17 protein-coding genes are annotated in these 17391 nt (G+C 72.0%); 14 read left to right on the top strand and 3 right to left on the bottom strand.

The annotated features are described in order from the left end of the window. The first annotated feature begins 33 nt into the window (after positions 1 to 33). Positions 34 to 1125, top strand: a complete 1092-nt coding sequence (locus AC21LY_RS21920) for an NAD-dependent epimerase/dehydratase family protein (RefSeq protein WP_489048690.1) — start codon at positions 34 to 36, stop codon at positions 1123 to 1125. Beyond that, positions 1122 to 2189, top strand: coding sequence for a lysophospholipid acyltransferase family protein (locus tag AC21LY_RS21925; protein ID WP_489048691.1), 1068 nt, complete (start codon positions 1122 to 1124; stop codon positions 2187 to 2189). The genes AC21LY_RS21920 and AC21LY_RS21925 overlap by 4 nt, the downstream gene beginning before the upstream one ends. 288 nt (positions 2190 to 2477) lie before the next feature. On the opposite strand, the gene AC21LY_RS21930 is transcribed toward AC21LY_RS21925, so the two are convergent. Beyond that, positions 2478 to 3365: an HAD family hydrolase gene (locus AC21LY_RS21930; protein ID WP_489048692.1), complete on the bottom strand. Its 888-nt coding sequence runs from the start codon at positions 3363 to 3365 to the stop codon at positions 2478 to 2480. Between the two features lie 73 nt (positions 3366 to 3438). Between AC21LY_RS21930 and AC21LY_RS21935 the strand changes: the two genes are divergently transcribed. The 7 genes from AC21LY_RS21935 (at position 3439) to AC21LY_RS21965 (ending at position 9994) form a co-directional block, all read left to right on the top strand. Beyond that, positions 3439 to 3696, top strand: coding sequence for a glutaredoxin family protein (locus tag AC21LY_RS21935; protein WP_489048693.1), 258 nt, complete (start codon positions 3439 to 3441; stop codon positions 3694 to 3696). A gap of 207 nt (positions 3697 to 3903) precedes the next feature. Next, on the top strand, positions 3904 to 5241 hold the full coding sequence (locus AC21LY_RS21940; protein WP_489048695.1) for a glutamyl-tRNA reductase: 1338 nt from the start codon (positions 3904 to 3906) through the stop codon (positions 5239 to 5241). Between the two features lies 1 nt (position 5242). Continuing rightward, a complete protein-coding gene (gene hemC, locus AC21LY_RS21945) occupies positions 5243 to 6184 on the top strand; it encodes a hydroxymethylbilane synthase (RefSeq protein ID WP_489048696.1) in 942 nt (313 codons plus the stop codon). A gap of 26 nt (positions 6185 to 6210) precedes the next feature. Continuing rightward, positions 6211 to 7923, top strand: coding sequence for a bifunctional uroporphyrinogen-III C-methyltransferase/uroporphyrinogen-III synthase (locus AC21LY_RS21950; RefSeq protein WP_489048697.1), 1713 nt, complete (start codon positions 6211 to 6213; stop codon positions 7921 to 7923). Between the two features lie 21 nt (positions 7924 to 7944). After that, entirely contained in the window at positions 7945 to 8937 is a 993-nt protein-coding gene (gene hemB, locus AC21LY_RS21955; RefSeq protein WP_489048698.1) for a porphobilinogen synthase, read from the top strand. Between the two features lie 2 nt (positions 8938 to 8939). Further along, positions 8940 to 9512, top strand: a complete 573-nt coding sequence (locus AC21LY_RS21960) for a hypothetical protein (RefSeq protein ID WP_489048699.1) — start codon at positions 8940 to 8942, stop codon at positions 9510 to 9512. Beyond that, positions 9509 to 9994 carry a DUF3093 family protein gene (locus AC21LY_RS21965; protein ID WP_489048700.1) on the top strand — a complete coding sequence of 162 codons (486 nt, stop codon included), beginning with the start codon at positions 9509 to 9511 and terminating at the stop codon, positions 9992 to 9994. Before AC21LY_RS21960 ends, AC21LY_RS21965 begins: the two co-directional genes overlap by 4 nt. Before the next feature lie 37 nt (positions 9995 to 10031). Here the strand turns inward: AC21LY_RS21965 and AC21LY_RS21970 are convergent, their stop codons facing one another. Then, positions 10032 to 10613: a TetR/AcrR family transcriptional regulator gene (locus tag AC21LY_RS21970; RefSeq protein ID WP_489048701.1), complete on the bottom strand. Its 582-nt coding sequence runs from the start codon at positions 10611 to 10613 to the stop codon at positions 10032 to 10034. 134 nt (positions 10614 to 10747) lie between these two features. Between AC21LY_RS21970 and AC21LY_RS21975 the strand changes: the two genes are divergently transcribed. Then, the gene (locus AC21LY_RS21975) at positions 10748 to 12493 is read left to right on the top strand and encodes a GMC oxidoreductase (RefSeq protein WP_489048702.1); all 1746 of its coding nucleotides are present in this window, start codon (positions 10748 to 10750) and stop codon (positions 12491 to 12493) included. On the opposite strand, the gene AC21LY_RS21980 is transcribed toward AC21LY_RS21975, so the two are convergent. After that, positions 12483 to 12938 (bottom strand): NUDIX hydrolase, encoded by a 456-nt coding sequence (locus tag AC21LY_RS21980; RefSeq protein ID WP_489048703.1) that lies wholly within the window; start codon positions 12936 to 12938, stop codon positions 12483 to 12485. The two genes, AC21LY_RS21975 and AC21LY_RS21980, sit on opposite strands and share 11 nt — an antisense overlap. 44 nt (positions 12939 to 12982) lie before the next feature. On the opposite strand from AC21LY_RS21980, the gene AC21LY_RS21985 reads away from it, so the two are divergent. From AC21LY_RS21985 to AC21LY_RS22000, 4 genes are all read left to right on the top strand, one after another. Further along, complete coding sequence (locus tag AC21LY_RS21985) at positions 12983 to 14107, top strand: serine hydrolase domain-containing protein (RefSeq protein ID WP_489048704.1); 1125 nt, start codon at positions 12983 to 12985, stop codon at positions 14105 to 14107. A 62-nt stretch (positions 14108 to 14169) separates the two neighbouring features. Beyond that, entirely contained in the window at positions 14170 to 14376 is a 207-nt protein-coding gene (locus AC21LY_RS21990; protein WP_489048705.1) for a heavy-metal-associated domain-containing protein, read from the top strand. A 49-nt stretch (positions 14377 to 14425) separates the two neighbouring features. Then, complete coding sequence (locus tag AC21LY_RS21995; protein WP_489048706.1) at positions 14426 to 15049, top strand: CYTH domain-containing protein; 624 nt, start codon at positions 14426 to 14428, stop codon at positions 15047 to 15049. 62 nt (positions 15050 to 15111) lie between these two features. Then, on the top strand, positions 15112 to 17331 hold the full coding sequence (locus tag AC21LY_RS22000) for a serine/threonine-protein kinase (protein WP_489048707.1): 2220 nt from the start codon (positions 15112 to 15114) through the stop codon (positions 17329 to 17331). Positions 17332 to 17391 lie beyond the last annotated feature (60 nt).

Here is a 17391-nt window from a genome sequence, read left to right on the forward strand (position 1 = left end):
CGGGCTCTCGTGTTTGTCGGTTACCCTTCAGTAATGAGCGAGACGGTCGTCACTGCGCCGCGCGTCGTCATGGTGACGGGCGCGTCCACCTTCGTGGGCGGCTACCTCGTGCGCCGGCTCGCGCAGCGCCCGGACATCGAGCGCGTCATCGGGGTCGACGCCGTGCCGCCCACCAAGGCCATGCACCGGCGGATGGAGCCCGCGGAGTTCATCCGCGTCGACTACCGCAGCCACATCTTCGGCAAGATCATGGCGACCAACGAGGTCGACACGGTCGTGCACTGCTCCACCTCGGTCATCGACAACCACTTCCCGTCCACCTCCACCAAGGACGCGATCGTCTTCGGCTCCATGCGGGTCTTCGCCGCGTGCCAGAAGTCGGAGACGGTCAAGCGGGTCATCATGCGCTCGTCCACCCAGGTCTACGGTTCGAGCTCGCGCAATCCCGCGCTGGTCACCGAGGATCTCGTCGGCGGCGCCGCGGCGAGCGGCCATCCGCGCGATCTGCTCGACGCCGAGGCCTACGCCCGCAGCATGGCCCGCCGGCGCACGGACCTCGAGCTCACGATCCTGCGCCTCGCGCCCATCCTGGGGCCGAACATCGAGACCCTCCTCGGCTCGCTCTTCGAGCGGCCGGTCGTGCCCTCGATCGTGGGCCGCGACGCCCGCCTGCAGCTCCTGCACCAGGACGACGCCCTCGGCGCGCTCGAGCACGCCGTCGTCGCCGGACGGCCGGGCACGTACAACATCGCGGGCGACGGTGCGATCTCCATGTCGCAGGCGATCCGCCTGGCCGGCCGCGTGCCGCTGCCCGTCGTGGCGGCCGCGTTCGGGCCCGCCGTCGCCGCGATCCGGGGCCGCGGGCGCACCCCCACCGACAAGGTGCAGCTCGCGTACCTGAGCTTCGGCAACGCCTTCGACACCACCCGGATGCGCAGGGAGCTCGGTTTCGAGCCGCGCCTGACCACCCGGCAGGCGATGATGGACGTCGCACGCCACGGGCCCACAGAACCTACAATCGGTGTGGATTCCTTCCGGAGCGTCGAGCAGCGGGTCGCCTCGCTGGCGCGGCGGTTCGCGGGGATCGAGACCTCGGAACGGCACGGCTGGACGGTGGAGGCATGACGAAGCCATCAGGCTCACAGCACGCGAAGGTGCTGCAGCTGCCCGTGTCCATCGACACCGCTCGCTCCGAGGGGCGCGAGCGCGCGCAGCAGCGGCACCCGTCCGCGCTCACCGGGACCCCGGCATCGTCGGCCCAGCGGCGCGAGGCCACGGTGCACGCCCTCAACCCCGACTACGTCGCCGCCGCGCAGCCCGACGAGCCCGGTCCGGGCTGGCGCGAGCGCGCCGCGGAATCGGTGGTCGACGGTGCCGCCTTCGTCCGCGAGCGGCTCACCGGCGACTACGACATCGATCCCTTCGGTTTCGATCCGCACCTGACCGACGCGGTCTTCCTGCCCGCGCTGCGCCCCGTGTACGACAAGTGGTTCCGGGTGGACACCACCGGCGCCGAGAACCTGCCCCGCGAGGGCGGCGCGCTGCTGGTCGCCAACCACTCCGGCGTCATCCCGCTGGACGGCCTGATGTCCGCGGTCGCGGTGCACGACAACCACCCGGACCAGCGGCATCTGCGGCTGCTGGCGGCCGACCTGGCCTTCGAGTACCCGTTCGTCGGCGAGGTCGCGCGCAAGCTGGGCGCCACCGTGGCCTGCAATGCCGACGCCGAGGCGCTGCTCACCCGCGGCGAGCTGGTCGCCGTCTGGCCGGAGGGCTTCAAGGGCATCGGCAAGCTCTACCGCGACCGGTACAAGCTGCAGCGCTTCGGCCGCGGCGGCTTCGTCACCGCGGCGATCCGCGCGCAGGTGCCGATCATCCCCGTGTCCATCGTGGGCGCGGAGGAGATCTACCCGATGCTGGCCGACGTCAAGCCCGTCGCCCGCCTCCTGGGCCTGCCCTACGCGCCGATCACGCCGCTGTTCCCATGGCTCGGGCCCCTGGGCATGGTGCCGCTGCCGTCGAAGTGGCACATCGAGTTCGGCGAGCCCATCCCGACGGACCGGTTCGCCCAGTCCGACGCCGACGACCCCATGGTGGTCTTCGAACTCACCGACAACGTCCGCGAGACCATCCAGCAGTCGCTCTACCGCATCCTCGCGCGCCGGAAGAACATCTTCCAGGACTTCTAGGTTCGACGGTGCGGTGCTCGTGCCCGACGGTGCTGTGCGGCCGGGCTGGGTGGTTCGGTGGCCGGGCCGGGCGGGAGGACCGTTCCGCTCGCGGGTGTTCGTCCCCCGCGCGGCACCGAAAGGCGGGTCTGGCGTTTCGTCCCCCACTGGACGCCGGTCGTGGGGTGTGGGGTCGGCCGTCCCCCGCGCGGCGCCGATTCCCCACCGGGCGCCAGCTGTCCCACGTCGGAAGCCGATTCCCCACCGGACGGGCGCACCGTCGGAGCTGGGGGCCGGCGGGCGGGAGGTCTACTCGTCGCTGAAGTGCTTGATCAGGGCGGCGGCGCCGCCGATGGCGACACCCACGCCGAGGGCGGTGGGGACGCCGATCTTGGCGGCCTTGCGGCCGGTGCGGTAGTCGCGGATCTCCCAGCCGCGCACCCGCGCGACGTCCCGCAGGTCCGAATCCGGGTTGATGGCGACGGCGGTACCCACCAGGGAGAGCATCGGCACGTCGTTGTGCGAGTCGCTGTAGGCGGTGCAGCGCTTGAGGTTGAGCCCCTCGCGGATCGCGAGCGACCGGACGGCGTGCGCCTTGCCGAGGCCGTGCAGGATGTCGCCGACGAGCTTGCCGGTGAACACCCCGTCCTGCGACTCGGCCACCGTGCCCAGCGCGCCGGTCAGGCCCAGGCGGTCCGCGATCGTCTGCGCCAGCTCGACGGGGGTGGCCGTCACCAGCCAGACCTGCTGGCCGGCGTCGAGGTGCATCTGCGCCAGCGCCCGGGTGCCGGGCCAGATCTTGTCGGCGATGATCTCGTCGTAGATCTCCTCGCCGACGGCCTTGAGCTCCTCGGTGGAGCGCCCCGCGATGAAGGACAGCGCCTTCTCACGGCCGGCGGCCACGTCCTCGCTGTTCTCCTTGCCGGTCAGCCGGAACTTGGCCTGCGCCCAGATCGCGGACGCCAGGTCGGAGTAGGAGAAGTAGTTGCGGGCGGCGAGGCCACGGGCGAAGTGCACGATCGACGCGCCCTGCACCATCGTGTTGTCGACATCGAAGAAGGCGGCGGCCGTCAGATCCGGCAGGACCTGGCCGTCCTCACGGCCCTCCTTCTCGAGCAGCAGGGAGTGGGCGGCGTCGGCGCTGGCCTCGCCCGCCGCGCTCTGCCGACGTTCCTCGGCGCTGGCCTGGTCCGACAAGGGCACCTCCCGCTCGCGTGATTCCCCTCAACCTTAGCGGCGCGCGGCTGCGCCGGGGTGGGACACTCGGCACATGGCCGTCATCACTCTGCTCACGAGGGAGGGATGCGGGATGTGCGCCCGCGCCCACGACCAGCTCACAGCGCTGGTCGACGAGCTCCGCGCCGCCGACCGCCCCGTCGACTACCTGCAGCTGGACGTCGATGCGCCCGGCAACACCGAGTACCGCGGCGAGTACGGCGACATGCTGCCGGTCGTGCTGCTCGACGGGGCCATGCACAGCTATTGGGACGTGGACGTCGTAGGGCTGCGCGCGGAACTCGGCCCCTGATTGGCTCGCGGCTGTGGGAAGCGGACATTCCGCAGCTGCGGGCGGATATCCTGGGCTGAACGACCCTGACGGGTGACCTGCCGTCACCTGCACGGGTGAGGTGAGGCTGTGCGCGTTTTCCCCTTTCAGGGGATGCGGGGTACCGTGCCTTAACGGGAAACTACGGACTGTAGTTCACTCGTCATGATCTTCGAAGGAGCAGCGAGGGTGTCGGTTCTGCTGTTCGGCGCGTCGCACCGCAGCGCGCCGGTGTCGGTCCTCGAGAAGCTGGCGATCACCGAGACCGATCGTCCCAAGGTGCTGCAGCAGCTCATGGAGTCGCCCCACATCGACGAGGTCATGGTGGTCACCACCTGCAACCGCGTCGAGATCTACGCCGTGGTCGAGGCCTTCCACCCCGCGCTCGAAGCCGTCTCCGACGTCCTCTCCGCCCGCTCCGGCCTCACCATCAACGAGCTCAGCAAGCACGCCTTCGTGCGCTACTCGGAGGCCGCGGTCCAGCACCTGTTCTCCGTCGCGAGCGGCCTCGACTCGATGGTCGTCGGCGAACAGCAGATCCTCGGGCAGATCCGCGGCGCGTACGCCGCATCCGACGAGCACCAGGTCGCGGGCCGCGTCATCCACGATCTCGCGCAGCGCGCCCTGCACGTGGGCAAGCGCGTGCACACCGACACCGGCATCGACAAGGCCGGCGCCTCCGTCGTCTCCGTCGCCCTCGACCGCGCCCAGGCCATCCTCGGCGCGCAGGGCGGTGCGCTGCGGCGGGCCGTCGTCGTCGGCGCCGGTGCCATGGGCGGCCTCGGCGTCGCGCACCTGGCCCGCGCGGGCGCGACCGACGTCACCGTCGCCAACCGCACGCAGGACAAGGCGGCGCGGCTCGCGCAGGCCGCCCTCGACGCGGGGGTCGACGGTGCCCGGTCGGTCCCGATGGACGGTGTGGTCGCCGCGCTCGCGGACGCCGACGTGCTCATCGCCTGCACCGGCGCCGTCGGCAGCGTCGTGAGCCTCGCCGACGTGCACTCCGCGCTGGCGCAGCGCACCGTCGACACCGATCTCGTGGTGTGCGACCTGGGCCTGCCCCGGGATGTGGACCCCGCCGTCGCAGGACTGCCGGGCGTCGCCGTCATCGACATCGAGGCGCTCTCCCGGGAGCCGGGCACGCAGGCGGCGGAGGAGGACGCCGAGAAGGCGCGCCGGATCGTCTCCGACGAGCTCGCGGAGTACCTCTCGGCGCAGCGCTCGGCCGAGGTCACGCCGACGGTGACGGCGCTGCGGCGCCGCGCCGCCGAGGTGGTGGAGGCCGAACTGCTGCGGCTGGATTCGCGCCTGCCGGGCCTGGAGGGGGCGGACCGGGACGAGGTGGCGCAGACGGTGCGCCGCGTCGTCGACAAGCTCCTGCACGCGCCGACGGTGCGGGTCAAGCAACTGGCGGCCACCCCGGGCGGCGACTCCTACGCCGAGGCGCTGCGCGAGCTCTTCGAACTCAAGCCGGGCGCCACGGGCGCCGTATCCGCGACCGAAGGATCCGACGACCGAAGTGTCTGAAGTGACCACGCCATCCGTTCCGAACCCCATCCGCATCGGCACCCGGGGCTCGCTGCTGGCGACCACGCAGGCCGGCACCGTCCGCGACGCGCTGGTCGCGGCGGGCCACCCCGCCGAGCTCGTGATCGTGACCACCCCTGGCGACCTGAGCGCCGAGCCGGTCGAGAAGATCGGTGTCGGCGTCTTCACCTCCGCGCTGCGCGATGCACTCGCGGCGGGCGAGGTCGACGTGGCCGTGCACTCGTTCAAGGACCTGCCGACGGCCCCCGACGACCGTCTCTCGATGCCCGCCGTACCGCCCCGCGAGGACGCCCGCGATGCGCTCGTGGCGCGCGACGGTCTCGTGCTGGGGGAGCTTCCGGCGGGGTCCGTGGTGGGCACGTCCAGCCCGCGGCGGGCCAGCCAGCTTAACGCACTGGGTCTGGGTTTGGAAATCCGCCCCCTACGAGGCAACCTTGATTCTCGGTTACGCAAAGTAGCGGACGGTGAACTCGACGCGATCGTGGTCGCCCTCGCCGGACTCAAGCGGATCGGTCGCCAGAACGAGGTGACGGAAGCGCTCGATCCGGTGCAGATGCTGCCGGCGCCCGCGCAGGGCGCACTCGCAGTCGAGTGCCGACGCGACGATGCGGAACTGCACTCCGTGCTCTCCGGTCTGGACGATCCGGTCACGCGCGCGGCGGTCACCGCCGAGCGTGCCCTCCTCGCCGAACTGGAAGCCGGATGCACCGCGCCCGTCGGTGCGATCGCAGACGTCGTCGAGTCCCTCGACGACGACGGTCGGATCTTCGAGGAGCTGTCGTTGCGCGGCATCGCGCTGGCGGCGGACGGCTCCGACTCGGTCCGGGCCTCCGTGGTCGGTCCGGTGGGTGAGGCCGGCGCGTTGGGCATCGCGCTGGCACGGGAGCTGCTCGACCTGGGCGCACGCGACCTGCTCGCGTAGCACCCGCAACTACTGGGAGCCGATACATGAGCCGCACTGCACAGTCCGCGAAGGCCGACACGGCGCACGACACCGACGCGGTGTCCACCCGCGTCACCGCGAAGACGAAGAGCCCCGCCCGTGGCCGGGCGGTGGCACCGGGCCGCATCACCTTCGTGGGATCCGGCCCGGGAGATCCGGGGCTCCTCACCCTGCGTGCAGAGCAGACTATCGCGGGCGCCCGGACGGTCTACACCGACCCCGACGTTCCGCAGACCGTGCTCGACATGGTGGGCACCGCCCTGCCTGCCGAGCCGGTCGAGTCCGACGATGCCGCAGCCGACGCGAGCACCGCGAAGGGCCGCCGCAGCGAGCCGGCCGTGCGCAACCCCGCCACCGTCGCGCCCGCGCTCGGCGAGCCCGCCGAGGTCGCCAAGACGCTGCTCGCGCAGGCCCGCCACGGCCTCGACGTGGTCCGCCTGGTCGCCGGCGACCCCCTGTCGAGCGACGCCGTGCTGGCCGAGGTCAACGCCGTCGCCCGCACCCAGGTCGCCTTCGAGATCGTCCCGGGCCTGGCCCCGGCGACCGCCGTCCCCGCGTACGCCGGTATGGCGCTGGGCTCGGCGCACACCGAGGCCGACGTGCGCGGCGAGGTCGACTGGGCGGCGCTGGCCGCCGCACCGTCGCCCCTGGTCCTGAGCGCGACCGCCGAGCACCTGGCCGACACCGCCTCCGCGCTGGTCGAGAACGGCCTCGCGCCGCAGACCCCGGTCGCCGTCACGGCGCAGGGCTCGACCTGCAAGCAGAAGACCGTCGAGGCCACCCTGGCCACCCTCAACGAGGCCGGCGCCGGCCTGCCGGGCCCGCTCGTGGTCACCGTCGGCAAGGTCGTGGGCCAGCGGAACAAGCTCTCCTGGTGGGAGTCGCGCGCCCTGTACGGCTGGACCGTCCTGGTGCCCCGCACCAAGGACCAGGCCGCCGAGATGTCGAACCGGCTGCGGTCCCACGGGTCCATCCCCATGGAGGTGCCGACCATCGCCGTCGAGCCGCCCCGCAGCCCCGCGCAGATGGAGCGCGCGGTCAAGGGCCTCGTCGACGGTCGCTACCAGTGGGTCGTCTTCACCTCGACCAACGCCGTGCGCGCCGTGTGGGAGAAGTTCATCGAGTTCGGCCTGGACGCCCGCGCCTTCTCCGGCGTGAAGATCGCCTGCGTCGGCGAGCAGACGGCCGCCAAGGTCCGCGCCTTCGGCATCGAGCCGGAGCTGATCCCGGCGGGCGAGCAGTCCAGCCTGGGCATGCTCGAGGTCTTCCCGCCCTTCGACGACGTCTTCGACCCGGTCAACCGGGTCCTGCTGCCGCGTGCCGACATCGCCACCGAGACCCTCGCCGAGGGCCTGCGCGACCGCGGCTGGGAGATCGACGACGTGACGGCGTACCGCACGGTGCGCGCCGCGCCGCCGCCCGCCTCGACCCGCGAGATGATCAAGTCCGGCGATTTCGACGCGGTCTGCTTCACCTCCAGCTCGACGGTGCGCAACCTGGTCGGCATCGCCGGTAAGCCGCACGCCCGCACCATCGTCGCGTGCATCGGCCCGAAGACGGCCGAGACCGCGATCGAGTTCGGCCTGCGGGTGGACGTGCAGCCGGAGACCGCCTCGGTGGAGGACCTCGTGGAGGCCCTGGCGGCCCACGCCGCGCGGCTCCGCGCCGAGGGCGCCCTGCCCCCGCCGCGGAAGAAGCCGCGTCGGTCGCGGTCGTAGCGCTTACGTAGGCTGGGAGGCATGAGTTTTCCGCAGGTGCGGCCCCGCCGGCTGCGCACCACGCCCGCCGTCCGCCGCCTCGTCGCCGAGGTCTCGGTGGAGCCGCGGCAGCTGGTGCTGCCGATGTTCGTGCGCGACGGGATCGACGCCCCCGCGCCGATCTCGTCGATGCCGGGCGTCGTCCAGCACACCGTCGACTCGCTGCGCGCCGCGGCCGACGAGGCCGTGCGCGAGGGCGTCGGCGGGATCATGTTGTTCGGGGTTCCCGACGATGCCGACAAGGACGCCGAGGGCAGCGCCGCGTGGAACCCCGACGGGGTCCTCAACCGTGGTCTGCGGGCTCTGCGCGACCAGTTCGGCGATGCCGCGGTGATCATGGCCGACACGTGCCTGGACGAGTTCACTTCGCACGGTCACTGCGGCGTGCTCGACGCGCACGGCCGGGTGGACAACGACGCCACGCTGGAGCGGTACGCGCTGATGGCGGTCGCTCAGGCCGACGCCGGGGCGCACATGCTCGGACCGTCGGGGATGATGGACGGCCAGATCGGCGTGCTGCGCTCGGCGCTGGATGCCGCGGGCCACCAGGACGTCTCGCTGCTCGCCTACACCGCGAAGTACGCCTCGCCCTTCTACGGACCGTTCCGGGAGGCCGTCGGCTCGTCGCTGATCGGGGACCGCCGGACGTACCAGCAGGACGCCGCGAACCGCCGGGAGTCGCTGCGCGAACTGGATCTCGACCTCGCCGAGGGCGCGGACATCGTGATGGTCAAGCCCGCCATGAGCTATCTCGACGTGCTGGCCGACGTGGCCGCCGCGTCGCCGGTTCCCGTGGCCGCGTACCAGATCTCGGGGGAGTACTCGATGATCACCGCCGCGGCGCAGAACGGCTGGATCGATCGCGACGCCGCGATCCGCGAGTCGCTGCTGTCGATCCGCCGCGCGGGCGCCGACATCGTGCTCACCTACTGGGCCACCGAGGCGGCCGGCTGGCTCAACCGGGGGACGTGGTGAACATGCAGCACCAGGGCCCCGTCTGGCCCGGGCCCGGCCAGCAGCCGCCCACCTGGCCCGCACCGCCGCCCGCGCCGAAGCCCGAGCGCGGCCCCCGGCCCGACGACGTGAAGCTCTCGGTCCAGCTGTGGGTCTTCGTGATCCTCGCGTCCGCGGTCGCCCGGGTGGCGCAGGCGTTCGCGAACCGCGGCTCCGCGGAACTGCGCGAGCAGTTCGATGCCATGCGGGAGGGCGACGGCCTCATCGCCAGGAGCTTCCGCGAGCAGTACAAGACCTTCGAGCAGTACGACTCCACGACCTTCGTCATGGCCCTGGGCATGGTGGTCGTCGGTGTGATCGTGACCGGTGCGCTCGTCTACTTCCTGTGGCGCGGCCACTCCTGGGCGCGGCTGGTGCTGCAGTTCGTCGCCGCCTTCGTCCTGGTGCAGGGGGTGCTCGCGTTCTTCTCCGACCAGGCCCCGATCGCCGTCCCCGCGATCCTGGCGACCATCGCCGTGGTCGGCGCGATGATCACGGCCAACAGCCGCGAGGCGATGGCGTACTTCAAGCCCGGTTCGACGGTGGCCGGTCGGTGACGCCGCTGTACGCCGAGCGGGGGCTGTCCCGCGTCTGGCTGGTGCTCGTGCCCGTGGCGACGGTGGCGATGATCCTCACCCAGTGGCTGCTGGTGGGCCGTACCGCGGAGTGGTGGATCTGGCTGCTCCTGGGCCTGGCGACGCAGGGCTTCGTCTGGCTGCAGGTGACGGCCGGCCGCACGCACGTCTCGATGGCGCTGACCGAGGAGGACCTGCGCTGCGGCGAGGAGACGATCCCCGTCGCCGATATCGCGCGGATCCTCCCGGGGAAGGCGCCGGATCACCCGCGCAAGGCCAAGCCCGAGGACTTCCCGGTGTGGTCGTCGGCCCGCGCGATGGGGCGGCTGGGCACGGTGCCCCGGCGCCGCTACGGCGTCGGGCTGCAGCTCGCCGATGGTTCCACCGTGCAGGCCTGGGCCCGCAACGACTACGCCGTCCGCGCCGCCCTGGAGCCGCTGCTCGCGGCGCGATCCGCGAACTGACGGAGCGATCCGCGAACTGACGGCGCGCGATCCGCCCTCAGCCCAGTAGCGCGGCGGCCGTGCGCTCGATCTGCGCCGCGGCCTCGTCGATGCTTCCGCGGGGCGCGAGCAGGTGGCTCACGGTGAGCCGCACGAAGACCTCGACCGTCGCGTCGTCGACGGCCGCCCCGTCGGGACGTGCATCGAGCGCGCCGCGCACCGCGCCGATCGCGCGGCCCAACACGGCTTCGGGGTCGGTGGTGAGGAGCGGGAGCAGCTCGTCGCCCGCACCGGGCACCCCGGCGAGGATCGACTTGAGCAGCGTGTTGTCGGCCCCGTGGACCAGCGCGGCCCGGGCTCCCGCGCCGAGGCCCGCGACGACGTTCCCGGCGGCGGTGACGGCCGCGGTGACGGCGTCGAGGTAGCGGTCCGCGTCGCGCTGGATCAGTGCCGTGGCCAGGTCCTGCTTGGCGCCGAGTTCCTTGTACAGCGCGGTGCGGCTCACCCCGACGCGCTTGGCGATGAGTGACATGTTCACCGCGTCCCAGCCCTGGTCGACCACGAGCTCGCGGGCGGCGTCCAGCGCACGGTCCCGGAGCAGCTGCTTGACCTCCGTCTGGAAGCGGGCGGGAGCACTCATACCGCAAGACTACATCTCCGGGCTCAGTGTCCGCATGGTTGACAGATGTACCTGATGTGTAATCAAATGGAACACGTTAGTGACACGTGTCACCCCGGCGACGGCCCCGTCGGGACGGACCGAAGGAGACCGACATGCCCAGCTCAGCCATCCCGGCGACCACCACGACCACCGACTACGACGTGCTCGTCATCGGATCCGGCTTCGGCGGATCCGTCACGGCGCTGCGGCTGACGGAGAAGGGCTACCGCGTCGGCGTCCTCGAGGCGGGCCGGCGGTTCGCGGACGAGGACTTCGCCAAGACGAGCTGGGATCTGCGCAAGTTCGTGTGGATGCCGGCGTTGGGTCTCTACGGCATCCAGCGCATCCACCTGCTGCGCGACTGCCTGATCCTCGCGGGTGCGGGCGTGGGTGGCGGCTCGCTGAACTACGCGAACACGCTGTACAAGCCGCCCGCGTCGTTCTTCGAGGACGAGCAGTGGGCGGGTATCACCGACTGGTTCGACGAGCTCTCGCCGTACTACGACCAGGGCCGCCGCATGCTGGGCGTCGTCCGCAATCCCCACATGACGCCCGCCGACGAGATCGTCAAGCAGGTCGCCGACGACATGGGTGCCGGCGAGACCTTCATCCAGACGCCCGTCGGCGTCTACTTCGGTGAGCCCGGCAAGACGGTGCCGGACCCCTTCTTCGGCGGCGTCGGGCCCGATCGCACGGGCTGCATCGAGTGCGGCGAGTGCATGACGGGCTGCCGCCACGGAGCGAAGAACACTCTGGTCAAGAACTATCTCGGGCTCGCTGAGCGGGCCGGCGCGCAGGTCCATCCGCTGACGACGGTGACCGGGCTGACGCAGCTGGGCGACGGCACCTGGGCGGTGTCGACGGTCCGCTCGGGAGCGAAGCTGCGCAAGCGCCGGCGGACGTACACGGCGCAGCACGTCGTCTTCGCCGCGGGCACCTGGGGCACGCAGCAACTGCTGCACAAGCTCCGCGATACCGGCGCCCTGCCCGCGCTCTCCGATCGGTTGGGCGTGCTGACCCGGACCAACTCCGAATCGATCCTCTCCGCCGTCCGGATGAGCGTCGACGAGGATCTCGACCTCACCCGGGGCGTCGCGATCACCAGTTCCTTCCATCCGAGCAGTGACACCCATGTCGAGCCGGTGCGCTACGGCAAGGGCTCCAACGCGATGGGCATGCTGCAGACCCTGATGACCGACGGCGGCGGCCGTACGCCGCGCTGGCTGACCTTCCTCGGCACCGTGGCGCGCCATCCGCTGGCCTTCCTTCGCGTGCTGTTCGTCAACGGGTGGAGTGAGCGGACGATCATCGCGCTGGTCATGCAGAACCTGGACAACTCGATCACGACGTTCACCAAGCGCGGCCTGTTCGGCCGGACGATGTCCTCGCGGCAGGGACACGGCGAGCCGAATCCGACGTGGATCCCCCTGGGCAACGAGGCGACGCGGCGGATCGCGGACAAGATCGACGGCATCGCAGCGGGCACCTGGGGCGAGGTCGTCAACATTCCGATGACGGCGCACTTCCTGGGCGGGTGCGCGATCGGCGCCGACGCGTCGCGCGGTGTGATCGACCCGTATCACCGGGTGTACGGATACCCGACGCTCAGCGTCGTCGACGGCTCCGCCGTCTCCGCGAACCTCGGGGTGAACCCGTCGCTGACGATCACTGCGCAGGCCGAGCGGGCCGCCGCGCTGTGGCCGAACCGGGGCGAGGCGGACCGGCGTGCCCCGCAGGGCGAGCCCTATCGCCGCATCGCCCCCGTCGAGCCGCGCCGACCCGTGGTCCCCGCGACCGCCCCGGGTGCGCTGCGGCTGCCGATCGTCGAGATCCGCCGCGGCGAGCAGGTCATCGGCTGATCGCGTCGAGGCCGCGGCGCACGCGCTCGGTCTGCCGGACCGACATGGGTGGCAGCGCATCCGGCGCGAACCAGGCGATCTCGAGGGACTCGTCGTCGGCGACGTGGGCGTCCCCGGAGACGTACCGGCACAGGTAGAGGATCGTGAGGTACTGCGCGACGTCGCCGTTCGGGTAGGTCACCGGATCGTCGGTGCGCAGGTCGAGCAGTGCGACCACCTCCGCCTCGACGCCCGCCTCCTCCCGGATCTCGCGGACGATCGCCTCCGCCGGCTGCTCGCCGGGTTCGAGGATGCCGGCGATCGAGGCCCACGCTCCGGTGTCGGCGCGCCTGCCGAGCAGGACCTCGCCCGCCTCGTTCACGACGATCGCGGCGACGCCGGGCAGCCACAACAGGTCGGTGCCGATCTTCTCGCGGATGCTGCGCACGTACTCGGGGATGGGCATGCTTCTAGAGGGTACGGACCGACGCCGGCGAGGGAGTGGACGCGATGCTGAGTGACTTGATCGAACGGGAGATCGCGCAGGGGCCGCTGCCGGGTGCGGTCGCGGCCTTCGACGATCCGGCGGGCCTGACCGTCGCCGTGGCGGGCGAGCGGGCGGCGGGCGTGCCGATGACCCGCGACACCGTCTTCCGCATCGCCTCGCTGACCAAGCCGATCCTCGCCGCAGCCACGCTCGTGCACGTCGAGCGCGGCACCGTCGGACTCGACGACCCGGTGGCGCGGTGGCTGCCCGAGCTCGCCGAGCCCCGCGTGCTCCGCGATCCGGCCGGACCGCTCGACGAGACGGTGCCCGCGGTCCGCCCCATCACCGTGCGGCACCTGCTCTCGTTCACCGGTGGCCTCGGCATGCTCTCCGACTTCTCCGCCCCGCTGATGGCGGCGCTGTTCGGCACCCTGCACCAGGGGCCGGCCGACCCGCTGGGCACCCCGCCGCCCGACGAGTGGCTCGCGACGGCCGCGCAGCTCCCGCTGGCGCACCAACCGGGGGAGGGTTGGACCTACAACACCGGCGCCGACCTGCTGGGCGTTCTGCTCGCCCGCGCCACCGGCGGCACGCTCGGCGAGGTCCTGCGTGACGCGGTGCTGGACCCGCTCGGCATGGCCGACACCGCGTTCCGGGCGACCGCGGCCATGCGCCCGCGGCTCGGCGACGCCGTGATGGCGACGCCGGACGGGCTCGCGATCGTCGACCCCGCCGACGGTGCCTTCGTCCCGCCGCCCGTCTTCGAGTCCGGTGCGGGCGGCCTGCTCTCCACGCTCGACGATCTGCTGCGGTTCGGGCGGATGCTCCGCGGGGCGGGGGAATCCGACGGGGCGCGGGTGCTCAGTCCAGAGTCCGTGGCCGCGATGACGACCGCGCAGGTGCCGCCGCAACCCGGCAACGTCTTCCTCGACGGTGCCGCGTGGGGCTACGGCGGCGCGGTCGACGTCGACCGCGTGCACCCCTGGAGTGTGCCGGGCCGGTACGGCTGGGTCGGTGGCTCGGGTACGGCGTTCTACTTCTACCCGGACACGGGAAGGATCGCGGTGTGGCTCGGCCAGTTGCAGTTCGCCGGCCCGGCGGAAGCCGCACCGATCGAGCGGTTCTGGGCGGCCGCGATAGCGGATTGATACCCCTAGGGGGTATAGTCGACGGTGCGCGACGATCGCGCCCGTGTTGTAAGGAGTGAGCAATGGCAGTGGAGACCACCTACACCGTGACCGGCATGACCTGCGGGCACTGTGCGTCCTCGGTGCGCGAGGAGATCTCGGAGATCGGCGGCGTGACCGGTGTCGAGGTGAACGTGGAGACCGGTGCCGTCACCGTCGCCAGCGAGGCCGAGCTGGCGCGGGACGCGGTCGAGGCCGCGGTCAAGGAGGCCGGTTACACGCTGGTCTGAGCGGTTCCGCCTCCAGCGCAACGCCGTGCCGACCGGCTACGGTGGGGGCATGTCTGAGCAGGGTTTCGGGGACTTCGAGTTCGAGCGCAAGTTCTTCGTGCGCGAGGTCCCCGAGGCCGCCGCTCTCGACCCGGCGCCCACCCTCATCGTGCAGGCCTATCTGTTCGCCGCCGACGGGTACGCCGTCCGGGTCCGGGTGCAGGGGCCGGCTCCGTCGGAGCTCGCCGACGATCCCGGCGCGCTGGTCGACGCGCTCGACGGGGTGACCACGGGGACCATGACGGCCAAGGGGCCCGCCGTGAGCGGCACCCGGTACGAGGCCGAACGCGATCTCGACGCCCTGGTGGCGGGACAGATAGTGCGCCGCGCCGAGCACGTCGTCGCCAAGGTGCGGTACTCCGTGTGGCTCGGCGAGGACGGCTGGATCATCGACGACTTCCTGGGCGCGAACGCGCCGCTCGTGCTGGCGGAGGTCGAGCGGGGCGGCCCGGTGGTCGATCTCGCGATTCCCGACTTCTGCGCCACCGAGGTCTCGGAGGACGACCGCTTCCGCAACGAGTACCTCGCGCACGTCCCCTTCGGCGGCTGGTCCGACGCGTACACCCGGGAACTGGCCCTCCTCGGCCCCCGCTTCGTCCACAGTCTGGGCCAGAACCGCCTCGGCGGCGTCTAGCGAACTCCTGGCCGGAGCCAATCGCGGCGTGCCACGATGCCTCCCGTGAAGGAGGGGCGACGATGCTGAACGTGGGCGAGGACTTCGCCGGGTACCGGATCGAGCGGCTGCTCGGCGCGGGCGGGATGGGGGAGGTGTACGTCGCGCGGCACCCCCGGTTGCCGCGCTCCGACGCGCTCAAGGTGCTGGCCCCGCAGTTCGCCGCTGACGACCACTACCGCGCGCGTTTCCTCCGCGAGGCCGATCTCGCGGCCGGGCTCGCGCACCCCGCGATCGTCACGGTGCACGACCGGGGCGAGTTCGAGGGACGGTTGTGGATCGCGCTCGCCTACGTCGACGGTGCCGACGTCGCGAAGATCGCCGGGGCCGGGCGGATATCCGATGCGGAGGTCGCCCGGATCGTGACCGTCGTCGCGGACGCCCTGGACTACGCGGGCGCGCGTGGTCTCGTGCATCGCGACGTCAAGCCGGCCAACATCCTGGTCAGTACCGACCGCCGGATCCTGCTCACCGACTTCGGGATCGCCCGGCGGGGCGACGAGGCCTCGGACCTCACCGGGACGGGGGTCACCGTCGGGACGCTGCACTACGCCTCGCCCGAGCAACTGCGCGGGCTCGCCGTCGGGCCGCGGTCGGATCAGTACTCCCTGGCGTGCACGGCCTTTCACCTGCTCACCGGGTCGGCGCCGTTCGCGGACAGCAACGCCGCGAACGTGATCGCCGGCCATCTCGGGGCGCCGGCGCCGTCGGTCCGTCGCGCCCGTCCGGACCTGTCGCCGCAGGTCGACGGGGTGCTATCGCGGGGGATGGCGAAGGACCCGGCGCACCGGTTCGGCTCCAGCGGCGAGTTCGCGGCCGCGCTCGCCGCCGCGCTCCCCACCGCGCCCGCAGTGGCGCCGTCGCCGCTCCCGGCGCAGCCGTACGACCCGGATCGCACGCACCTGCGCGGGCAGGAACCGATTCGCACCGTCCCGACGGTGCCGCCCCGCCGGACCGGCCGCAACCTTGCCGTTATCGCGCTCGTGGCGGTGCTGCTCGTGGCTGTCGCCGGCTACGGCGGATACCGCTGGCTGTATTCGCCGGGCGCCGACAACGGGCCGACCGCCGCTGCCGCCGCGCTCCCGAGGGTGCCCTCGGTCCCGGCGCTGCCCTCGCTCGCGACGAAGCCCGAGAAGCCGCGCTGGGAGGTGAGCGAGGAGTGGGACTTCCTCGACGCGACAGATCGGCTTGCCGTCTTCCAGGTGCGGACGCGGCCCGGCGGGATCGCGGTGGTCGACGCCGCGACCGGGCGGCCCACCCGACCCGTGATCGCACTGCCGGATCTGCGGCGCGTGTCGGATTGCGCCGTGTACGAACAGCGGCTGGCGTGCGTCGCCGAGTCCGGCGCGCAGGACTCGCTCCTCGCGCTCGTCGATCTCGGTTCCGGCGCGGTGACCACGAAGCCGGTGGGGGACAGGGGATACGCCGCCTTCGTCGGCGAGAACGCGGTCTGGCACACGGACAAGGAGGCGATCGCCTTCCGCCCCGACGGGGCGCAGGCCTGGCGGCTCGCCGCGGAGACCGTGCAGGTCCGATCCACGGCGGGGTTCGCGGTCTCGATCGCCGCGGCACCGAAGAGCGATCCGTTCGGCAAGGGAGTCCTGACGGTGCTCGACGAGAGCGGCCGGCAGGTGCTGCGCCGCGAGTACGCCGCCGGAGAGCAACTGCCCCTCGTACGCACGTCGATGACCGGCCTGCTGTTGGAGACGCGCGACGCGCTGGAGGTGATGGCCCGCGACGGCACCGTCCGCCCGGTGGCCGCCGGGTGGAAGGGCGCCTACGACTGCGCGTGCGACGCGCCGCCGTCGCTGCCGGTGGTGCACCGCGCGGACGGCGACCGGACGACGGTGGCGGCGATCGACCCGGCGACCGGCGAAACCCTCTGGTCGCGTGCGATGTTCGGTAAGAAGGTCGCCGGCGCGGAGGGCTCGCCCGCCGTCGAGGTGCGGGGGACGGGCACGGCGATCGTGGCGAAGCGCACGCAGTCGAACGCGAGCGGCTCCGACTCCGTGGCGTACGGCATCCGGGACGCCTATACGGCGGAGGGCGGCGATCTCTTCTTCGGGCGCAGCGGCCAGATCATCGGGAGCGACGGCGGCCGCGTTCTGGCCCGCCTCGACTCGCCGAGCGGCCTCGCGGCGTACGACGTGGGCGCGGTCTCGGAATCCTGGACGCTGTCGTTCAGCGGTGCCCCGTTCGTGGCGGCGGGCGGGGTCTACGTGGGCAACCGGCGGGTGATGTAGCGAAATCCGACCGGGGGCGGTTGACGCCACCTGTGATAACGATGTTAACTTAACGTCGTT

The organism is Tsukamurella sp. II2bb, from assembly GCF_057815145.1.

Bases quoted from the DNA above. Each gene is read 5' to 3' on its own strand.
- AC21LY_RS21935 (WP_489048693.1), top strand. From the start codon at position 3,439: ATGGCCGTCATCACTCTGCTCACGAGGGAGGGATGCGGGATGTGCGCC.
- AC21LY_RS21980 (WP_489048703.1), bottom strand. From the start codon at position 12,938: ATGCCCATCCCCGAGTACGTGCGCAGCATCCGCGAGAAGATCGGCACC.
- AC21LY_RS21990 (WP_489048705.1), top strand. From the start codon at position 14,170: ATGGCAGTGGAGACCACCTACACCGTGACCGGCATGACCTGCGGGCAC.
- AC21LY_RS21925 (WP_489048691.1), top strand. From the start codon at position 1,122: ATGACGAAGCCATCAGGCTCACAGCACGCGAAGGTGCTGCAGCTGCCC.
- hemB (WP_489048698.1), top strand. From the start codon at position 7,945: ATGAGTTTTCCGCAGGTGCGGCCCCGCCGGCTGCGCACCACGCCCGCC.
- AC21LY_RS21985 (WP_489048704.1), top strand. From the start codon at position 12,983: ATGCTGAGTGACTTGATCGAACGGGAGATCGCGCAGGGGCCGCTGCCG.
- AC21LY_RS21975 (WP_489048702.1), top strand. From the start codon at position 10,748: ATGCCCAGCTCAGCCATCCCGGCGACCACCACGACCACCGACTACGAC.
- AC21LY_RS21970 (WP_489048701.1), bottom strand. From the start codon at position 10,613: ATGAGTGCTCCCGCCCGCTTCCAGACGGAGGTCAAGCAGCTGCTCCGG.
- AC21LY_RS22000 (WP_489048707.1), top strand. From the start codon at position 15,112: ATGCTGAACGTGGGCGAGGACTTCGCCGGGTACCGGATCGAGCGGCTG.
- AC21LY_RS21920 (WP_489048690.1), top strand. From the start codon at position 34: ATGAGCGAGACGGTCGTCACTGCGCCGCGCGTCGTCATGGTGACGGGC.
- AC21LY_RS21995 (WP_489048706.1), top strand. From the start codon at position 14,426: ATGTCTGAGCAGGGTTTCGGGGACTTCGAGTTCGAGCGCAAGTTCTTC.
- AC21LY_RS21960 (WP_489048699.1), top strand. From the start codon at position 8,940: ATGCAGCACCAGGGCCCCGTCTGGCCCGGGCCCGGCCAGCAGCCGCCC.
- AC21LY_RS21950 (WP_489048697.1), top strand. From the start codon at position 6,211: ATGAGCCGCACTGCACAGTCCGCGAAGGCCGACACGGCGCACGACACC.